An 18,888-nucleotide genomic window follows, 5' to 3' on the forward strand; every position below is an offset into this window, starting at 1 on the left:
GCTCCACGTCTAGAGTTTTGCCACCGAAACTTCGGTAGCCTTTACGAACGCCAGCACCTCTGTGCCGACTTGTAGATCCAGTTCTTTCACCGACCGCGTTGTGATTACCGAGGTCACTATGCCCGCCGGCGTGTCCACATCGACTTCGGAAACCACCGGTCCAAGAATGATCTCTTTGATCCGGCCACGGAACTGATTGCGGGCGTTGATGGAGGGAATGGTCATACGGGTGCTCCTGATAGAAATGCGGATGGCCTCACACGCTGAATCGCGCGTTAAGAGCCAGATAACCCAAGTCGTAGCCTTGTGAGAGCGGCGTCGCATAAAGATGGCGCACCAAACTTTCAACCGCTGCGTCCAAGCGTTCGCGTACCTCTGCGTCGATGCGGACCTCGCCCTCGCCCATCCAGACCTGTCGATCCGCGGCATACACGCCAGCCAGAATGTGACGTGCACCCAAAGCAGAAAGAACCGGCTTTAAGCTGTATTCGAGCGCCAACAAGTGCGCGGTGCTGCCGCCAGTGGCGACAGGCAACACGATCTTGTCAGTCAGGGCTTTTTGGTCGAGTAAATCCAGGATGGCTTTCAGTCCGCCTGCGAACGAAGCCTTATAGACAGGCGTGGCGATGATGAGCGCTTGCGCGCCAGCTACACGCGCGCGCAACGCACGCGCTGCGGATCCGTCGAAATGACCTTCGATCAGATCAATTGCGGGCAGATCCCGCAGGCCAAGCTCGTCGCTGTTTAGTCCGCGAGCCGCGAGACGCATCGCGGCATAACGTAATAAGGCCGTGGAACGCGAGTGCTGCGAAGGACTGCCGGCCAGGGTCAGGATGCTCATGGTGAGGCGTGGCTTCCATTTGAATGAACCCGGTCATTCTGTCTGCCCGCCCAGCATCTGAAAAATACTTACTTGATATGAAGTTATGCGGGGATCGCGGGCACCCACGCCCACGTCACCCTCTAGCCGTCTAAGACTGCCGAAACCAGTCGATCAGGCACGCATTGATCTCATCGGCCTTTTCATATTGCACCCAATGGCCTGCGCGCGGCACACTGCGCCATTGCCTGTCTGGATGTCCTTGGGTCAGCGCAGAGGCAGCTTGCGCAGGCTCGGCCGTGACGTCCTCCTCGCCCCATACCAACAGGACCGGCACATTCAAGCTCTGCATTGCCTTGGCTAAGCGTTGATCGCGCGAAATCGCTTTACTGCGAAAACGCGTGCGCTCGCAAGACCGCGTATGGATACGCAGCGCCAACGGATCGATGGCCTCGCGCGAGGACAACATAAACACGCCCAGATTCTGCGCCAGCGCTTCCTGGCGTTCGCGGCCGGTCACCGCGCGCCAATCCAACAGCCGCTCCTTTTCACGCCGCGCCGTGCCATGACCGCCGCTACCCAGCAACGCCAGCCGCTGCAAATGCGGCAGCCGCGGCGCGAGCGTCCCGGCGACCACGCCCCCGAAAGAAAAGCCCACCAGCCCGAGCGGCGCATCTCCCACCAGCTGCTCCACGCCCATTTTCAAGCTATCCAGCAGGCGTTCCCACCGCATCGGATCATGGGGTGCGCAATCGAAATCGTCGGAATCGTCGAACCCCGCCATATTCGGCGCGAGCACGCGAAAGTGCCGCGCCAGCGGTTCGACGTTCTTTGCCCAATGCATCCATGAGCCATGTCCGCCGTGAATCAGCACAAGCGCGGGCCCACTGCCCCACTCGCGCCATACGAACGTTCGACCATCCATCCGGACGGCATGATGGCGCGCGCTGGCGTCCAGCCGGGCCAATTCCGCATCCGCGTTTTCCAGCACTTCCGATGAATATTCCTGCATGCTGCGACAACCGCCTACTAGGTAAAGGTGTACGTTTTTGAATACCCGGCCGTGTCGAAAAGGCACTGCATGAGGCACGACCAAGACGCTTCTGCCTTGCAGGTAGCAAAAAGGGCCTCGGAACAAACCGAGACCCCTTGATGGTCCAGAATGGCGTAGCCGCTACGCTTTCCCATGCTGGCCTCCGGCAGTCGCGTGCATCTTAACCGCAATAACACGCGATGCGCACACCACATTTACATGGGCACAGGCCAGGGAATGAAAGCTGACGCGCACTGTGCGAAGCCGCGCGCGTCAGCTCAGTCGTTGCGCAGCACCAATCAGCCTTGACGCACGACCTCTTGCGACGCGGCGGCCGGCTTGCGGCGAGCAGCGATCATGCGACCCAAACCCACCACCAGCAGCGCGCCGATGATTTCAGCCGCGATCTTCACCGTACCCGACACCTCGCCGAAATGCTCAACCACGACGACATCGGTCACGAGCATGCCACCGGCGATCCAGCCCAGCAACGCAGCGCCAAACGTGACCACCAGCGGGAAACGGTCGATCAGCTTCAGCACCAACGTACTACCCCAGATAATGATGGGCACGCTCACCACCAGGCCGAAAATCACCAAGCCGATCTGATGCGAGGGATCCGCCATCTGCGCAGCGCCCGCAATCGCGATCACGTTATCCAGGCTCATGACAAAGTCGGCCACGATGATGGTCTTTACCGCGGACCATATAGATACCGCGCCCTTGATATTGCCATGCGCGTCTTCCTCGGGAATGAGCAGCTTCACGCCCACCCACAACAACAACAACGCCCCCACGATCTTGAGATAGGGGATGGTCAACAGCGTCAGCGCAAACGCAATCAGCAGCACACGCAGGCCGATGGCGCCCGCCGTGCCCCAGAGAATCCCCTGCATGCGCTGCTTGGCCGGTAGGTTCCGGCAGGCCAATGCGATGACCACGGCATTGTCCCCACCAAGCAGGATGTCGATAAGAATGATCTGAAATACCGCGGCCCAGCTAAGGGTCTGCAAAAACTCGAGCATGCAATCTCCGTATAAACGAAATACCGAAGCCGCTGTTTTAGCATTTCTTACAGAAACCTGAACGCCTTTCAGCTGAATACTTACAAAAAACTTAAAATTCGGTAACTTGTATGATCACTAAACCGTGGTTACCCTAGCGGCGCCGCGAGCAGGTCTTGCCACCCAACATCCGCCGCCGTGCCGTCTCGGGCGCCCATCAAGGCCCCGAGGCGAGGCACGGAGGCTTTCTTAGCGAAACTGAACAGATGACTATCGGGAAAGACACTATTGGCATGATTGGCGTTGGCCTCATGGGCCACGGCATTGCCAGCAACATCGTCAAACACGGCTATCCGCTTGTGTTGCTCGACCACCCGGGCAACCAGCCCATGGACAGCCTGCTCGCCGCAGGCGCCGCGAAAGTTGCCAGCCCCGCCCAAGTGGCGCGTCAGGCCAATATCATCATCCTCTGCGTGACCGGCACGCCGCAGGTCGAAGACGTGCTGTTTAGCCCCAATGGCCTGTTGCAAGGGCTACGCCCCGGCACCGTCGTCATCGACTGCTCCACGGCAATTCCGTCGTCGACGGTGCGCATCGCCCAGGTCGTCACCGAAGCCGGCGGCCAGTTTCTGGATGCCCCCATGACGCGTACGCCTAAAGAGGCCGCCGAGGGCCGCCTGAACCTGCTCGTGGGTGGCGAACGCGAACTGTTCGAGCGCTGCCAGCCGCTGCTACGCTGCTACGCCGAAAACATCACCTACGTCGGCCCCATCGGCTCCGGACACCGCATGAAGCTGCTGCACAACTACGTCTCGCTCGGATGCGCGGCCGTCATCGCCGAGGCGGCCGCCTGCGCGCAGCGCGCCGGCATTGACGCCTCGGTGCTGGTCGACGTGCTCGCCAACGGCGGTGGCGGCGGTGTTGCGCTCGAACGCCTGCGTCCTTTCATCCAATCAGGCGACGATTCGGGCTTGCGCTTCTCGCTATCGAATGCGCATAAAGACCTGGGCTACTACACCACCATGGCCGAGGAAACCGGTGCGACCCACATCGCCGCGGACGCCATCGAGCAGCTGTTCAAGCGCGGCGCCAAGGAAGCCGCCCCCAACACCACGCTACCGCATCTGGTGGCGCTGTTGGCCAACGATAAAACCTGAGTTCGCGCGAGGGATCCTCGCCTGCTCGGCGTCCACCTGCGGCACAATGGTGGTTTTGCCTTTGCCACGGGTGGAACGATCGCGATGAACCGTCTTCTGAAACTGTCTCTGGCCGGCGTGATGACCCTGCTCACGCTCGCCGCTGTCTTGCCCGGCGCCGCGCATGCGGCCCAGGACAAGCCTTTGCGTATCGGTGTGATCCCCAGCGTGGCCAACCAGGCTACCGAGATTGCCATCGCCGAAGCCGCAAAGCGGGGATTGAAGGTCGAGCTGGTGGAATTCAGCGACTGGGTGATGCCCAATACCGGCGTGGCCGAGGGCGCGCTAGATGCGAATTTCTTCCAGCACGAGCCCTTTTTGCAGCTCTTTAACCAAAGCCGCGGCACACGGCTGCAGCCCATTGCGTACGGCTATTCCACGACGATTGGGCTGTTTTCCAAAAAGCTCAAGCGGGGTGACGCCATCCCTGATGGCGCGACCATTGCGATTCCTAACGACCCCGTCAACGCGGGCCGGGCGTTACTCCTGCTCAACGCGATGGGCTTGATCCAGCTGCGCGACGGCGCCGATCACCGTGCATCGATCCAAGACATCGTCGCCAACCCCAAAAACATCAAACTTATCCAGGTCGAGGGCTCCCAATCGGCGCGCACCTTTGACGACGTGACCGCCTCCGTCACCTACACCACCTTTGCCAAGCATGCGGGCATCGATGAAAAAGACGGTCTGGCGTTTGACAATACCGACCCGGAAAACGTGCGCCGGTACGCCATCCGCTGGGTGACGACCCCCGACCATGCGCAGGATCCGCGCCTGCTCGAATTCATCCAGATCTATCAACAGTCGCCCGAGGTCAAGGCAAAACTGCGCGCGCTCTACGGCGATTTGATTGATTTCCCGTGGTGACCGACTGCGGTAACCGGCGCTGTCCCTAAGCCGGCAGCGCCATCAACTCGCCCATACGCACCGGCCCACGCACGGAAGGCGTATCCGTCCAGCGCACGCGATTTGGCCCAAACAGCACGATCACGGTCGACCCCAACAGGAACCGGCCCATTTCCGCGCCCTTTTCCAGATGGATCGGCGCGCGCGAGGCCGCGTCATAGCGCGTCGATCGTACTTGCCGCTTATGCGGTGTGACCAGGCCCGCCCAAACCGTCTCGATGGACGCGACAATCATCGCCCCCACCAGTACCAACGCCATCGGGCCAAATTCGGTATCGAAGATACACACCACGCGTTCGTTACGCGCGAACAGCTCGGGCACATGCGTGGCCGTCAACGGGTTGACCGAAAACAAGCGCCCCGGCACATGCACCATCTCGCGCAACGTCCCCGCGCACGGCATGTGCACACGGTGGTAATCGCGCGGCGACAAATACACCGTCGCGAATTCGCCATCGACGAAGGGGTCCGCGCGATGCGCATCCCCACCCAGCAATGCCGTCAGGCCATATGAATGCCCTTTGGCCTGGAACACACGACCATGCTCGATACGGCCCAACTGGCTGATCGCCCCATCCGCGGGACACAGAATGCCTTGCGGTTCCGTATCCAACGGGCGTGCATCGGCCTTCAACGCGCGTGTAAAAAACTGATTGAACGTCGGGTACGCCAGCGGGTCCTCGAGCAGCGCCTCGGTCATATTCACCCCATAGCGGCGCACAAAACGCGAGATCATCCAGTTCTTGACCGCCGGCGTGCGGCAATCTGAAGCCAAACCCATTAACCTTGACACTAAATGATGAGGTGCGAGGTATTGGCTGGCTAAGAAGAGCTGGTCTTTAAAGTGCATGGGGTCCGGTGAAAAACGACGTGACTCGGCGCAGGGCCGTGAAGGGATACGGATGTTACTTGTTCTAGGAGTGTAGCGCCAGCAAGCCCCGCAGTACTGGGATAATGCCACTTTCCATGAATCTGCCATGAGGACCCCCATGACCGACCGCCACCTCATCGTGCTGGCTGCTTTGAACATGATCGCCGCCGTAGGCGCCGGCGCTTTCGGCGCCCACGGCCTGAAGCAATCCCTCACCAGCGACATGCTGGCCGTATGGCAAACAGGCGTGCTTTATCACCTGGTACATGCCTTGGGCCTTTTCATCATCGCGCTACTCGCCGCCAGATACGGCGCCGGCATGAGCACTGCCGGGCTGATCATGTTTGCAGGCATTATCCTGTTTAGCGGCAGCCTATATCTGCTGGCCGTGACAGGAATCCGTTGGCTCGGCGCCATCACGCCTATCGGCGGCGTGGCGTTTTTGGTGGCCTGGGCATGGGTAGCGTGGACAGCCTGGCGCGCCGCGTGATCGCGCGTCGTCGCCCACTCTCACTCGGGGGTCACGCGCAGCAGCCTGCCGTTACCCTCATCCGTCAACACATAAATCGCCCCATCGGGTCCCAGCCGTACATCGCGAATACGGGCGTTCAGATCCGACAACAACCGCTCCTCGCTCACGACTTTGCCGTTTTCCAGCGAGAGTCGAATCAACACCTGAGCCGCTAACGCTCCAATGAACAGCGAATCCTTCCACTGTGGGTATGCATCGCTGTCATAGAACGCCATGCCGCTGATCGCCGGAGATTTCTTCCACCAATACAGCGGCCCTTGCCCACCTTTGAGCGTATCGCCCTTGGCCTCTGGAATCGGCAAACCGGAATAATTAATCCCATACGTCGCCAGCGGCCAACCATAGTTGCGCCCCGGGTAGATGATGTTCACCTCATCCCCACCGCGCGGCCCATGCTCGTGTTCCCAGAGTTCACCCGTCCAAGGATTCAGAGCCAGTCCTTGAGGATTGCGCATCCCATACGTCCAGATCTCCGGCCGCGCGTTACCCTCGCCCACAAACGGATTGTCCCCAGGCAGCGAGCCATCCGCACCGACCCGCACGATCTTGCCTTGCAGCTTATCCAGATCCTGCGAAGTCGGTCGTTGATTGTTTTCCCCCAGGGCGATAAACAAATCACCCTGACGGTCAAAAACCATCCGCCCACCAAAGTGATTCCCCGTCGAGAGCTTCGGCTCCTGCCGGAAAATCACCCTGAAATCTTCAAGCCCCTGCCCATCCTCGGACAAGCGCCCAACACCTACCGCAGTCCCGGCCTTTCCATCGCCACCCCGTTCCGCATACGACAAATAAACCCGCCGATCCTGCGCGAACCCCGGTGACAACACCACATCCAACAATCCCCCCTGCCCCTGCGCGAACACCTCAGGCACACCACGTATAGGCGCAGACACCCGCCCCTGAGCATCGACTCTGCGCAAGCGCCCCGGCCGCTCAGTAATCAGCATGTCGCCATCAGGCAAAAAGGCAAGCGACCACGGATGCTCCAATCCATCAGCGATCTTATCGACCTTTGCTCGGCCTTCGCTAAAGTCCCCCGCTTGCATAGGCGGAGCTTGCAAAGCGACCGCATCCGCATCAGCAGACCTCGCCCCGGTAACCTTATCCGCCGCCTGAGCCACGGCCCCGGCCGCGCCGAATCCCATCGCAGTACCCAGCGCCACAAGCAACGGCAACGCCCTAACTTTTAACCCTAGTTGTCGCATGCAAGCTCCCAGTACGCACACCCCGCAAACCGGCGTACCATAACCAGTTGATATAAACACCTGCCTGTTTATTGTTATGGAGACCAAGCAATAATGAAACTCTACTACATGCCCGGCGCGTGCTCCCTGGCCACGCACATCGTGCTGGAATGGATCGGCAAGCCCTACGAAGCCGAAGCCGTCGCCCGCGACGCGCTCAAGCAGCCCGAATTCTTAAAGATCAATCCTTTGGGCGCCGTCCCCGCGCTCACCGATGACGGCCTGACGCTCACGCAGAACGCCGCGATCCTGGAGTATCTGGCCGAAAAAGCCCCCGAACTCAATCTGCTGGGCGACGGCAGCGCCGCCTCGCGCGCCGAAGTCCGCCGCTGGCTCGGATTCATCAACTCCGACCTGCACAAAACCTTCTCGTTGATATTCGGCGCCCCGCGCTACGTCCCCGACGAATCCGCACAGGAGGCCCTACGCAACTCCGCCGCCGGCATGCTGCGCAACCTCTTCGGCATCCTAGACAAACAGCTAGCCGACAAACCCTACCTGGCTGGCGCCAAACCATCCCTGGCCGACCCGTACCTATTCGTCGTCCTACGCTGGGCCAAAGCCAAAAACATCGACCTATCCGGCATGGACAACCTATCCCAGTTCGCCACCCGCATGGAAGCCGACCCAGCCGTACAAGCCGCCTTGAAAGCCGAAGGTCTGTAAGGCCCCGCCCCGAAGAGCGAAGAGCTAAGAGCTAAGAGCTAAGAGCTAAGAGCTAAGAGCAACAAGCTAACCCCAGCACCCAAACCAGACGCAAGAAAGGGGCAACGCAAAAGCGAGCCCCTGACAATGCGCCTCTTCCCGTTCAGGCCGTGCGCCTGGGAGCCGCACCGGCCCGTAGAGCGGCGGGAAGTCGCCGAAGGCGACCGAGGCCCCTGCTCGTGGGCCGAGCCGCTGCGACAGGGCCGGTGCGGCTCCCAGGCGCGCGGCCTGAACCTTAAGAACTCAAACCCCAGAGCCCCAAAAGCAACAAAGCCCCCAACCAAGAACGAACTAAACCGACGCCCCCAGAAGAACGCGCGCCTCAGCAGACCCTCTCAAGCCCCCAAATAAGCCTTCCTAACATCCGCATTAACAAGCAAGTTAGCCCCCGTATCCTGCAACACCACCCGCCCGTTCTCCAACACATACCCCCGATCCGCCACCTGCAACGCCTTATTCGCGTTCTGCTCGACCAGGAACACCGTCACCCCTTCCTCCCGGATCTGCCGGATAATCTCAAAGATCTGAGCAATAATGAGCGGCGCCAACCCCAGCGTAGGCTCATCCAGCAACAACAGCTTAGGCCGCGTCATCAACGCCCGCCCGATCGCCAGCATCTGCTGCTCGCCCCCCGACATCGTGCCTGCCCGCTGCGCCGCCCGCTCCTTGAGCCGCGGAAACAGCTTGTAGACATGCTCAAGCCCCGCCTCAATCTGCTGACGGTCGCTAAAAAAGCCCCCCATCATCAGATTCTCCGCCACCGTCAGATCCTTAAACACCCGACGCCCTTCCGGCGAAATCGCAATCCCACTACGCATGATGTGATGCGTGTCCACGTGCGTGATGTCCTCGCCCATGAACGTGATCGTCCCCGACTTCGCTCGCGGATTGCCGCAAACCGTCATCAACAGCGTCGTCTTACCCGCGCCGTTCGCCCCAATCAGCGTCACGATCTCGCCTTGATTGACCTCGACCGACACGCCATTAAGCGCCTGAATCGCACCGTAATAGGTATGAATATTGTCCAGCTTCAGCATCATTCTTCCCCCAGGTACGCCTTAATCACGCGCTCATCACTACGCACCTGTTCCGGCGTCCCGGTCATGATCGGCTTGCCATGCTCCATCACCAGGATGCGATCCGAAATCCCCATGATCAGGCTCATATCGTGCTCAATCAACAACACCGCCACGCCAAACTCCCGCCGCAGCTGATCAATCAGCCCCTGCAAATCGCGCTTCTCCTGAGGATTCAACCCCGCCGCCGGCTCATCCAGCATCAATAGACGCGGCTTCGTGATCATGCACCGCGCGATCTCCAAGCGCCGTTGATGCCCATAAGCCAGATTCCCCGCCTCACGATTGGCATACTCGCGCAGCCCCATGAAATCCAGCCATTGCGCCGCCCGTTGCAACGCCTCCGCCTCCGACTGGCGATAAGACTTCAGCTTCAACAACCCCGGCAACAGGCGCGATTCCACCTGCGTATGCTGGGCCACCAGCAGATTTTCCAAGACGGTGAGTTGCTTGAACAACCGCACGTTCTGAAAAGTCCGCACCAACCCATGCTGCGCCACCTTATGGCTAGGCAACCCCGTGATGGACTGCCCGTCCATGACGATCTCGCCACCCGTGGGCTTATAAAACCCACCGACGCAGTTAAACACGGTCGTCTTCCCCGCCCCGTTCGGCCCGATGATCGCAAACACCTCATCGCGCTTGACTTCGAACGCCACGCTATCGACAGCCAACAAACCGCCGAACCGCATGGTCAGGCCCGACACCTTCAACAACGTTTCGCTCATGGCTTCAGCTCCACATGGGGACGCTTCATGGGCAACAACCCTTGCGGACGCCACATCATCATCAACACCATCACCAGACCAAACATCAGCATGCGATATTCGGCGAATTCACGCGCCACCTCAGGCAGCACTGTTAACAAAATCGCCGCCAGAATCACGCCCACCTGCGAGCCCATGCCGCCCAGCACCACGATGGCCAGGATCAGCGCCGACTCGATAAACGTAAAGGACTCCGGGTTCACCATGCCCTGACGCGCGGCAAAAAACGCCCCGCCAAAGCCCGCGAACATCGCGCCCAGCGTGAACGCCGACAACTTGATGCGCGTGGGATTCAGCCCCAACGAACGGCACGCGATCTCGTCCTCGCGCAAAGCTTCCCAGGCACGCCCCACCGGCATACGAATCAACCGCGACGACACGAACAACGTGATCAACGCCAAGGCCAATGCCATCAGATACAGGTAGTTGACCATGTGTTGGTTATCGAACGTCCAACCCATCAATTGATGGAACGTCTCCGTGCCCTCCTGACTAGGACGACGCGTCATCTCATAGCCGAACACGGTGGGCTTTGGAATACCCGAGATACCGTCCGGGCCACCCGTAAAGGTGTTCAAGTTGATCAGCAGCAAACGGATGATCTCCCCGAACCCCAGCGTCACGATTGCCAGATAATCCCCACGCAGACGCAGCACCGGAAAGCCGAGCAGGAAACCAAATATCGCCGCCATCAAGCCCGAGAACGGCAAGGCCTCCCAGAACCCCCAACCCGCCCAGTGATACAACAAGGCATAGGTATAGGCACCCACCGCATAAAAGCCCACGAAGCCCAAATCCAGCAGACCCGCAAAGCCCACCACGATATTCAGCCCCAGGCCCAGCATCACATAGATCAACACCAGCGTTGCGATATCGACCGTGCTACGTCCCGCGAAGAACGGCCAGATGATCGCGGCCGCGACCAGCAGCACAACCACCCACTTGCGCCCCTTCGTAGGCGCGGCGGGCAGTTCCGGCACACTGGTCTTGAGTCGACGAAACGGTATCGCCAACCACGGCCGCACCAGCTGAAATACAAACACCACGGCCGCCGACCAGGCCACCAGATCCCAGCGCGGCTCCAGATACGTCGTCGCGCCTTGACGCAACAACTGCACGCCAAACACCGGCATCACAATGATCGCCGTCAGCACGGCTGCAATGACGGCGCCTTTCACATTACTCGCGGCCATTACACTTTCTCCACTTCAGGTTTGCCGAGCAGCCCGGTCGGACGGAACAGCAGAATCAACACCAGCAGCGAAAAGGCCACAATATCCTTGTATTGCGACGAGATGTACGCCGCCGCCAACGTCTCCGCCAGGCCCAGCAGCACGCCACCCAGCATCGCGCCCGGTATGCTGCCGATACCGCCCAGCACCGCTGCCGTAAACGCCTTGATGCCCGCGATAAAGCCGATAAACGGATTGAGCTTGCCCACCGTGATGGCGATCAGCACGCCGCCCACGGCCGCCAGCATCGCACCGAGCACAAAGGTAAACGAGATCACCCGGTTCGTATCGATACCGAGCAGATTCGCCATGTGCATATCCTGCGAGCACGCGCGCGACGCCCGGCCCATGCGCGAATACTTGATGAACAATGACAACGCCACCATCAGCAGCACGGTCACCACAATGATCATGATGCGCGAATACGGCAGCGTCACATCGAAATCCGAACCCATGTGAAACTGCACCGAGCCCGAGATCAAGGACGGCACGGCCATATCACGCGCACCTTGCCCCAGGGCCACCCAGTTCTGCAAAAAGATTGACATCCCGATGGCCGAGATCAGCGCGACCAGCCTCTGGCTGCCTCGCACCGGCCGATACGCCACGCGCTCGACACTAAAGCCATACACCCCTGTCACAAGAATCGCCACGACCAGCATCGCGGCCACGACAAAGGGCAGCGGCATGCCACTACCTGTGCCGATGGCCGTCAAGGTCACCAGCCCCACATAAGCGCCGATCATGTAGATCTCGCCGTGGGCAAAGTTAATCATTCCGATGATGCCGTAGACCATTGTGTAGCCAATGGCAATCAACGCGTAAATCGCACCCAACGACAGACCGTTAAAGATCTGCTGGGTCAATTGAGGGATAAGGTCAGACATGAGATTTACCTATGCTCCAAATAGCACCGGCCCCGGTAACAACAACCCGGAGCCGGAAACCTGGGCGTACGTGCTGGCCCCGACCGGTAGATCGGGGCATCGCTTGTTTACAGCTGGGTTTTCTTACCGTCCTTGTCCCATTTGAAAACGGCGAACTCGAAGTCCTTCAAGTCGCCCTTGGCGTCGTACTCGACTTTGCCGATACCGGTGTCGAACGTATTGCTGTGCATGTAGTCGGCCACCTTGGCGGGGTCTTCGCCCACCGCATCGATGCTCTTGGCCAGGATTTGCACGGCCGCATACGCGGGCATTTGGAATGCGCCATCCGGATCACGCTTGGCGTCGTGGAAAGCCTTCACAATGCCTTCGTTGCCAGGCATCTTGGTGAAGTCGGCCGGCAGCGTCACCAGCAGACCCTCGATGGCCGGGCCTGCGATCGCCACCAGATCCTGGTTAGCCGTGCCTTCCGGGCCCATGAACTGCACGTTCAGCCCCTGCTCGCGCGACTGACGCAGCAGCAGACCCAGTTCCGGGTGATAGCCGCCGAAATACACCAGATCCACGCCCGAGGACTTCAGCTTCGTAATCACGGCCGAATAGTCGCTGTCGCCGACGTTGATGCCTTCGTACAGCGCCACGTTCACGCCTTCTTTTTCCAGGCTGTTCTTGACCTGCGAGGCCACGCCCGAGCCATAGGTCTGCTTATCGTGCAGTACCGCGACTTTCTTGGGCTTCAAGGTCTTGGCGATATAGTTCGCGGCGAACGGTCCTTGCTGGTCGTCGCGCCCGATCGTGCGGAAGAAGAAATGCGGCTTGGTCGTATCCGTCACCAGCGGCGAGGTCGCGCCCGGGGTGATCGCGACAATGCCCTCTTGCTCATAGACATTCACGGCCGGCACCGTCACGCCGGAGCAGGCGTGCGCCACGGCAAACTTCGCACCGGAGTTCACCACTCGGTTCGCGGCCGGCACGGCCTGCTTGGGCTCGCAGCCGTCATCAATCAGGATGGGTTCGAGCTTTTTACCCTTGACACCCCCTTGGGCATTGATCGTCTCGATCGCAGTCAGCGCGCCCGCTTGGATCTGCGTCCCATACTGAGTATTGGGACCAGTCATGGGCTGGGGAATACCGATCTTGATGGTATCGGCGGCATGAGCCGCGCCGACCAGCAACATCGAGCCCAGAGCCAGGGCGATGGGATTAATGCGGTGCAGAAGCTTCATTGAAATTTCTCCGGCTATAGGGATGGACAGCTTTGTGCGCTTTGAAATCCGGTCGAAGGGTATCCGATGGCCAAACGCGCGCATTGCCGGCTTCTTGAGCAAACGTAGAACGTCGGCGGTATTCTGGAAGCTGCCAGTGACCCTGTCACTGCGTGTAATCCCCAATGATGGGATAGCTGCTCTCAACCGCTGAGGCAGCACACGGGTAACGCGTGCGCAGACCTGCGCGCACGTTTTCCTCAATTTGCTTCCATGACCGCTTTTGTTCGGTTTGGTAGACACAAACGCGGCGCAAGTATTCCTTTCCTTGCTTACACGAGGCTTGCATTCGCGAATTGTGCGAACGAACATGTAACCGCGCGACGAGCCTCGCCACACAGGGCTACAATCGCGCCATGAATCAACATCTCTCCATTGCATTTATCGGCGGCGGCAACATGGCGTCGGCGTTGGCCAGCGGACTTTCGGGAAAGATTTGCCCGGCTGGCAATCTTCATGTTGTGGATCCCAGCACAGACGTTCAAGAAGCTTGGCGTCAGCGAGGATGCACCGCGGCGAGCGCACCCGACGAAACGCTGCGTCGCTGTAACGTTTGGCTGTATGCGGTCAAGCCTCAGCAACTGCGTGAAGCCGTCGCGGCCACGCGTCCCTGGCTGCAACCAGACACGCTTATCATCAGCGTCGCCGCTGGCATACGTGCCGATACCTTGGCCAACTGGCTGGGCGAACCCGGCGCACCGTGGCAAAACCTCGTGCGTTGTATGCCGAACACCCCTGCCCTGGTCGGCGCTGGTGTCACTGGCCTGATCGCGATGCCGGGCGTCGACGCCGCAGGCCGCGAGCTCGCAGAAAGCCTGCTGGCTAGCGTCGGACAAGTGGTTTGGGTCGCGGACGACGCCGCTCTGGATGCGGTCACCGCACTCTCGGGCAGCGGCCCGGCTTATGTGTTTTTATTCTTGGAATCCCTTATCGCGGGTGGCCTGTCGGTCGGCCTCACCGAAGAGCAAGCCAAGCAGCTTGCGCTAGGTACCTTGGCCGGCGCCACCCGCCTTGCCGAACAGGCCACGGAATCCCCTGCCGTACTACGGGAGCGGGTGACTTCCAAAGGCGGTACGACGGCGGCCGCGCTACAGATATTCGATCAAGCCAATCTGCGCGACACGGTGCGTGACGCGATGCAAGCCGCCGCACAGCGATCGCGCGAGCTGGCTGACGAGTTCGGCAGGTCATGATGATGCGAACCGCTCAGCCTCGCACTGAGCGATCGCCCGATCCCGCGCTACGCATGCCCCACCGTTTTCAGCCCATGACCGCCGGCCATTTCGCCGTCGCGGTCTTCTGTATGGGCCTGATCGTCGTGGGCTCGAATATCCTGGTTCAGTTCCCGATCAACGACTGGTTGACCTGGGGTGGCCTCTCCTATCCGGTCGCCTTCCTCGTCACCGACGTACTGAACCGGCGTTTTGGGCCGCAGGCGGCGCGCCGCGTGGCATGGGTTGGATTTGCCCTGGCGCTACTTGTTTCCGTCTGGGTGGCTTCGCCGCGTATTGCACTGGCATCGGGGCTGGCCTACATCTGTGCGCAGCTTGCTGACATCCGTGTGTTCGACCGCCTGCGTGATAAACGCTGGTGGCTCGCGCCACTGATGTCGGGCACGGTCGGCGCGCTGCTTGATACAGCGGTGTTTTTCAGCGTGGCTTTCGCCGCGACCGGCACGCCGTGGGTGACATGGATGCTCGGCGATCTTGCGATCAAGCTCGTGGTCAATCTCACCATGCTCGCACCGTTCCGCGCGCTGATGTGGAATATCGCGCGCCCGCCGGACACCGCACACTCGCCTAACGATCCACAACCATGACAGCAAAGATACACATAAGCCGTCACAACCACTCACGCATTGTTTTTACTTAACCGCTTTTCGTTCGAACTGTGCTGTTAAAACGTCAGTTATCAATGTGATTTGACAGTGCAGTCCGTCGGTGCAAAAGTTCACACCTCTGTCATAAGCCATACATAAGGTGTCGTGTTCACTGCGGCCATTACCGTGGCCCTTATTACGCACGCAAACCGGAGAATCCAAACATGAGACAGCAACGTCTTGCTTTTACCCTGGCCGCCATTTTCACGGCGTTTGCCGCCACGTCGGCCAACGCCGCCACCGAGATCCAGTTCTGGCACTCCATGGAAGGCGCCCTGGGCGAACGCGTTAACGAGCTGGTCGAGGAATTCAACAAATCGAATCCCGACTATCGCGTCAACGCCGTCTATAAAGGCAACTACGGCGAATCCATGAACGCCGGTATCGCCGCCTTCCGGGCCGGAAACGCGCCGGATATTCTGCAAGTGTTCGAGGTCGGCACGGCGACGATGATGCACGCCAAGGGCGCCGTCAAACCCGTGCAGGAAATGAGCGAAGAAGCCGGCAAGCCGATCGATCCCAAGGCTTTCATCGGCGCGGTGGCGGGCTACTATTCGTCGCAAGACGGCAAGCTGATCTCCATGCCGTTTAACAGCTCGACGGTGGTCTTCTACTACAACAAGGACGCCTTTAAAAAGGCGGGTCTGGACCCCGAAAAGCCGCCCAAGACCTGGGAAGAGCTGGCTCAAGCTGGTCAAAAGCTCAAGGAAGCGGGCCAGGAATGCGGCTACACGACGTCCTGGCCGTCGTGGTCGCAGCTCGAAACGTTCTCCTCTTGGCATAACGTGCCGTACGCCACCGAGGACAATGGCTTCGGCGGTCTCGGTGCGCGGCTTGCTATCGATACGCCGTTGCACAAGCGCCACCTGGAGAACCTGGCCAATATGGCCAAAGATGGGATCTTTATGTACGGTGGCCGTGGCGACCAGCCCAATGCGCTTTTCACCAGCGGCAAATGCGCGATGATCACCGGCTCGAGCGGCATGCGCGCCAACATCGCCAAGAACGCCAAGTTCGAATTCGGCGTATCGAGCCTGCCCTACTATGCCGACGTCAAGGGTGCGCCGCAAAACACCATCATCGGTGGCGCATCGCTGTGGGTCTTCGCCAAGAAATCGCCTGAAGTCTATAAAGGCGTGACCGAGTTCTTCCACTTCCTGGCCAAGCCGGAAATCGCCGCGCGCTGGCACCAGCAAACCGGCTATGTGCCGGTGACCATTGCCGCCTACGACGAGACCAAGAAGTCGGGCTTCTATGACAAGAACCCCGGCACCGAAGTCGCCGTTGAACAGCTCAACGTAGAAACCACCTCGAATTCGCGCGGCCTGCGCCTGGGCTTCCTGCCGCAGATCCGCGAGATCGAGGATCAAGAGATGGAACGCATCGTCTCCGGCAAGACCAGCGCCGAAGATGGTCTCAAGACCATGGTCAAGCGCGGTAACGAACTCCTCGAGAAATTCGAGAAGAGCGCCAAGTAAGTCCTAGACCGGCGGTTTTCCGATGATTCGCGAAAACCGCCGGATGTTCTGTCCCTAGCGTTCATCTGCTCGATCGCTTCCGGGTGCTGCATTGCCGCCGGCGCGTGCCGCACACCGCTGCCCAGTCCGGGGCCCCTCACGCCGAGCTTGTTTGATCTCCATGCCTTTACGCGCACCTTTCCGTAACGTTTTGTCGGCGCCCGCGCGCGCCCTTTCAACCTTTTAACCGGGTCTTGCCTCATGGAAAAACGCGTCGTCTTCCGTCACAAGTCCCTGCCTTACCTGCTGTTGGCCCCGCAGGTATTCATCACGCTGGTGTTCTTCTTCTGGCCCGCGGGCCAGGCTGTCTGGCAATCCACGCAACTGCAAGACGTTTTTGGTCTGTCCAGCGAGTTCGTGGGTTTTGACAACTTTATCGATCTCTTCCAGCAAGAGGCCTATCTGGATTCCTTCCGCGTCACTGCGGTGTTTTCGGTGCTGGTTGCTTTTGTTGGCCTCGCGGTTTCGCTTCTGCTGGCGGTCATGGCCGATCGTGTCATCCGTGGCGCGGGCCTTTATAAAACGCTACTGATCTGGCCCTATGCCGTGGCTCCCGCCGTGGTGGGCGTACTGTGGCTCTTCCTGTTCTCGCCCTCGGTGGGGATTCTGGCGGTGGCCTTGACCGAGATAGGCGTCAGCTGGAATCCGCGCCTGGATGGCAATCAAGCCATGATTCTGGTGCTGATCGCCGCCGTATGGAAACAGATTTCGTATAACTTCCTGTTCTTCCTGGCTGGCTTGCAATCGATCCCCCGCTCGCTGATCGAGGCCGCCGCGATCGATGGCGCTTCGCCCACCCGCCGGTTCTGGACCATCGTGTTCCCGCTGCTGTCGCCGACGACCTTCTTCCTGCTCGTCGTCAACGTCATCTATGCGTTCTTCGATACCTTTGCCGTGATCGACACCACCACCCAAGGTGGCCCGGGCACCGCGACCTCGATTCTGGTCTACAAGGTCTATAGCGATGCGTTCAAGGGCTTGGACCTGGGCTCCTCCGCCGCGCAATCCGTCGTGCTGATGTTCATCGTCGTCGCGCTCACGGTTGTGCAGTTCCGTTATATCGACCGCAAAGTCCAGTACTGATCCAAAAGGCTAAGCATCATGGTTGAACGCCGTCCCTGGCTAGACATCTTCGCTCACGTCATTCTGATCTGCGGGGTCGCATTGGTGGCCTTTCCGCTGTATGTGACGTTTGTCGCCTCCACACAAACCGCCCAAGAGGTCGCTTCCGCGCCCATGTCGTTGCTGCCCGGCGCGCACTTCCTCGAGAACTACACCCGGGCACTGACCAACGCCGGCGTAGGCAATATGCTCTACGTCAGCCTGATCATGGCGCTGGCGATCTCGATCGGCAAAATCGCGATTTCGCTCTTATCCGCGTTCGCGGTGGTCTACTTCCGCTTTCCCGGGCGCATGTTCTTTTTCTGGATGATCTTCGTCACGCTGATGCTGCCGGTGGAAGTCCGGATCGCGCCGACCTACAAAGTCGTCGCGGACCTGGGCATGCTTGACAGCTACGCGGGCCTGACGCTGCCGCTCATCGCTTCGGCCACGGCCACCTTCCTGTTCCGTCAGTTCTTCCTGACGGTGCCCGACGAGCTGGTCGAAGCCGCGCGCATCGATGGCGCCGGACCGCTGCGATTCTTCCGCGACGTGCTGCTGCCCCTGTCGCGCACCAGCATCGCGGCGCTCTTCGTGATCCAGTTCATTTATGGCTGGAACCAGTATCTCTGGCCGCTCTTGATCACCACCAAAGAAGACATGTACCCCGTGGTCATCGGCATCAAGCGCATGATCAGCGGCGGCGACAGCGTCACGGAATGGAACATCACCATGGCTACCGCGCTGCTCGCGATGATTCCGCCCGTGCTGGTCGTGATCTTTATGCAGAAGTGGTTCGTCAAAGGTCTGGTCGATACCGAAAAATAACCGTGCTGTCTCCCAAGCAGACAGCCGC

At 60.0% G+C, this 18,888-nt stretch carries 20 protein-coding genes; 9 read left to right on the top strand and 11 right to left on the bottom strand.

From position 1 onward, the window contains the following. Window positions 1–9: 9 nt before the first annotated feature. From GOQ25_RS17165 to GOQ25_RS17180, 4 genes are all read right to left on the bottom strand, one after another. Window positions 10–225, bottom strand: a complete 216-nt coding sequence (locus tag GOQ25_RS17165; RefSeq protein WP_160351690.1) for a molybdopterin-binding protein — start codon at window positions 223–225, stop codon at window positions 10–12. 31 nt (window positions 226–256) lie between these two features. Next, the gene (gene ssuE / locus GOQ25_RS17170; RefSeq protein ID WP_160351691.1) at window positions 257–841 is read right to left on the bottom strand and encodes an NADPH-dependent FMN reductase; all 585 of its coding nucleotides are present in this window, start codon (window positions 839–841) and stop codon (window positions 257–259) included. 130 nt (window positions 842–971) lie between these two features. Then, window positions 972–1,832 carry an alpha/beta fold hydrolase gene (locus GOQ25_RS17175; RefSeq protein ID WP_160351692.1) on the bottom strand — a complete coding sequence of 287 codons (861 nt, stop codon included), beginning with the start codon at window positions 1,830–1,832 and terminating at the stop codon, window positions 972–974. A 320-nt stretch (window positions 1,833–2,152) separates the two neighbouring features. Continuing rightward, a complete protein-coding gene (locus GOQ25_RS17180; protein WP_160351693.1) occupies window positions 2,153–2,878 on the bottom strand; it encodes a TerC family protein in 726 nt (241 codons plus the stop codon). Window positions 2,879–3,123: 245 nt separating this feature from the next. On the opposite strand from GOQ25_RS17180, the gene GOQ25_RS17185 reads away from it, so the two are divergent. Beyond that, on the top strand, window positions 3,124–4,014 hold the full coding sequence (locus tag GOQ25_RS17185) for an NAD(P)-dependent oxidoreductase (protein ID WP_160351694.1): 891 nt from the start codon (window positions 3,124–3,126) through the stop codon (window positions 4,012–4,014). A 120-nt stretch (window positions 4,015–4,134) separates the two neighbouring features. After that, window positions 4,135–4,920, top strand: coding sequence for a MetQ/NlpA family ABC transporter substrate-binding protein (locus tag GOQ25_RS17190; protein ID WP_160351775.1), 786 nt, complete (start codon window positions 4,135–4,137; stop codon window positions 4,918–4,920). Between the two features lie 25 nt (window positions 4,921–4,945). Here GOQ25_RS17190 and asd read toward each other — a convergent pair whose 3' ends face one another. After that, a complete protein-coding gene (asd, locus tag GOQ25_RS17195; RefSeq protein ID WP_160351695.1) occupies window positions 4,946–5,809 on the bottom strand; it encodes an archaetidylserine decarboxylase in 864 nt (287 codons plus the stop codon). Window positions 5,810–5,948: 139 nt separating this feature from the next. On the opposite strand from asd, the gene GOQ25_RS17200 reads away from it, so the two are divergent. Next, complete coding sequence (locus GOQ25_RS17200) at window positions 5,949–6,320, top strand: DUF423 domain-containing protein (protein WP_160351696.1); 372 nt, start codon at window positions 5,949–5,951, stop codon at window positions 6,318–6,320. 20 nt (window positions 6,321–6,340) lie between these two features. Here the strand turns inward: GOQ25_RS17200 and GOQ25_RS17205 are convergent, their stop codons facing one another. Continuing rightward, window positions 6,341–7,567: a PQQ-dependent sugar dehydrogenase gene (locus GOQ25_RS17205; RefSeq protein WP_370519975.1), complete on the bottom strand. Its 1,227-nt coding sequence runs from the start codon at window positions 7,565–7,567 to the stop codon at window positions 6,341–6,343. Between the two features lie 93 nt (window positions 7,568–7,660). Between GOQ25_RS17205 and GOQ25_RS17210 the strand changes: the two genes are divergently transcribed. Continuing rightward, entirely contained in the window at window positions 7,661–8,272 is a 612-nt protein-coding gene (locus GOQ25_RS17210) for a glutathione S-transferase family protein (RefSeq protein WP_160351697.1), read from the top strand. 374 nt (window positions 8,273–8,646) lie between these two features. Here the strand turns inward: GOQ25_RS17210 and GOQ25_RS17215 are convergent, their stop codons facing one another. The 5 genes from GOQ25_RS17215 to GOQ25_RS17235 all read right to left on the bottom strand — a co-directional run bounded on the left by GOQ25_RS17215 (window position 8,647) and on the right by GOQ25_RS17235 (window position 13,496). After that, on the bottom strand, window positions 8,647–9,348 hold the full coding sequence (locus GOQ25_RS17215) for an ABC transporter ATP-binding protein (RefSeq protein WP_160351777.1): 702 nt from the start codon (window positions 9,346–9,348) through the stop codon (window positions 8,647–8,649). Beyond that, window positions 9,348–10,115: a high-affinity branched-chain amino acid ABC transporter ATP-binding protein LivG gene (gene livG, locus GOQ25_RS17220; protein ID WP_160351698.1), complete on the bottom strand. Its 768-nt coding sequence runs from the start codon at window positions 10,113–10,115 to the stop codon at window positions 9,348–9,350. The genes GOQ25_RS17215 and livG overlap by 1 nt, the downstream gene beginning before the upstream one ends. Then, window positions 10,112–11,347 (bottom strand): high-affinity branched-chain amino acid ABC transporter permease LivM, encoded by a 1,236-nt coding sequence (locus GOQ25_RS17225; protein ID WP_160351699.1) that lies wholly within the window; start codon window positions 11,345–11,347, stop codon window positions 10,112–10,114. Before GOQ25_RS17225 ends, livG begins: the two co-directional genes overlap by 4 nt. Then, window positions 11,347–12,273: a high-affinity branched-chain amino acid ABC transporter permease LivH gene (gene livH, locus GOQ25_RS17230; protein WP_160351700.1), complete on the bottom strand. Its 927-nt coding sequence runs from the start codon at window positions 12,271–12,273 to the stop codon at window positions 11,347–11,349. The genes GOQ25_RS17225 and livH overlap by 1 nt, the downstream gene beginning before the upstream one ends. Window positions 12,274–12,380: 107 nt before the next feature. Continuing rightward, entirely contained in the window at window positions 12,381–13,496 is a 1,116-nt protein-coding gene (locus GOQ25_RS17235) for a branched-chain amino acid ABC transporter substrate-binding protein (protein ID WP_160351701.1), read from the bottom strand. Window positions 13,497–13,891: 395 nt separating this feature from the next. Here GOQ25_RS17235 and proC point away from each other — a divergent pair, with 395 nt between their 5' ends. From proC to ugpE, 5 genes are all read left to right on the top strand, one after another. Beyond that, complete coding sequence (proC, locus tag GOQ25_RS17240) at window positions 13,892–14,728, top strand: pyrroline-5-carboxylate reductase (RefSeq protein WP_160351702.1); 837 nt, start codon at window positions 13,892–13,894, stop codon at window positions 14,726–14,728. 74 nt (window positions 14,729–14,802) lie between these two features. Continuing rightward, on the top strand, window positions 14,803–15,354 hold the full coding sequence (locus GOQ25_RS17245) for a queuosine precursor transporter (RefSeq protein WP_370519976.1): 552 nt from the start codon (window positions 14,803–14,805) through the stop codon (window positions 15,352–15,354). A gap of 224 nt (window positions 15,355–15,578) precedes the next feature. Further along, window positions 15,579–16,892 (top strand): sn-glycerol-3-phosphate ABC transporter substrate-binding protein UgpB, encoded by a 1,314-nt coding sequence (ugpB, locus tag GOQ25_RS17250; protein ID WP_160351704.1) that lies wholly within the window; start codon window positions 15,579–15,581, stop codon window positions 16,890–16,892. Window positions 16,893–17,132: 240 nt separating this feature from the next. Further along, a complete protein-coding gene (ugpA, locus tag GOQ25_RS17255) occupies window positions 17,133–18,014 on the top strand; it encodes a sn-glycerol-3-phosphate ABC transporter permease UgpA (RefSeq protein ID WP_160351705.1) in 882 nt (293 codons plus the stop codon). An 18-nt stretch (window positions 18,015–18,032) separates the two neighbouring features. Then, on the top strand, window positions 18,033–18,860 hold the full coding sequence (gene ugpE, locus GOQ25_RS17260; RefSeq protein ID WP_160351706.1) for a sn-glycerol-3-phosphate ABC transporter permease UgpE: 828 nt from the start codon (window positions 18,033–18,035) through the stop codon (window positions 18,858–18,860). The last annotated feature ends 28 nt before the right edge of the window (window positions 18,861–18,888 follow it).

It is taken from the genome of Bordetella sp. 15P40C-2, assembly GCF_009763235.1.
Taxonomy (GTDB): Bacteria; Pseudomonadota; Gammaproteobacteria; order Burkholderiales; family Burkholderiaceae_B; genus Bordetella_A.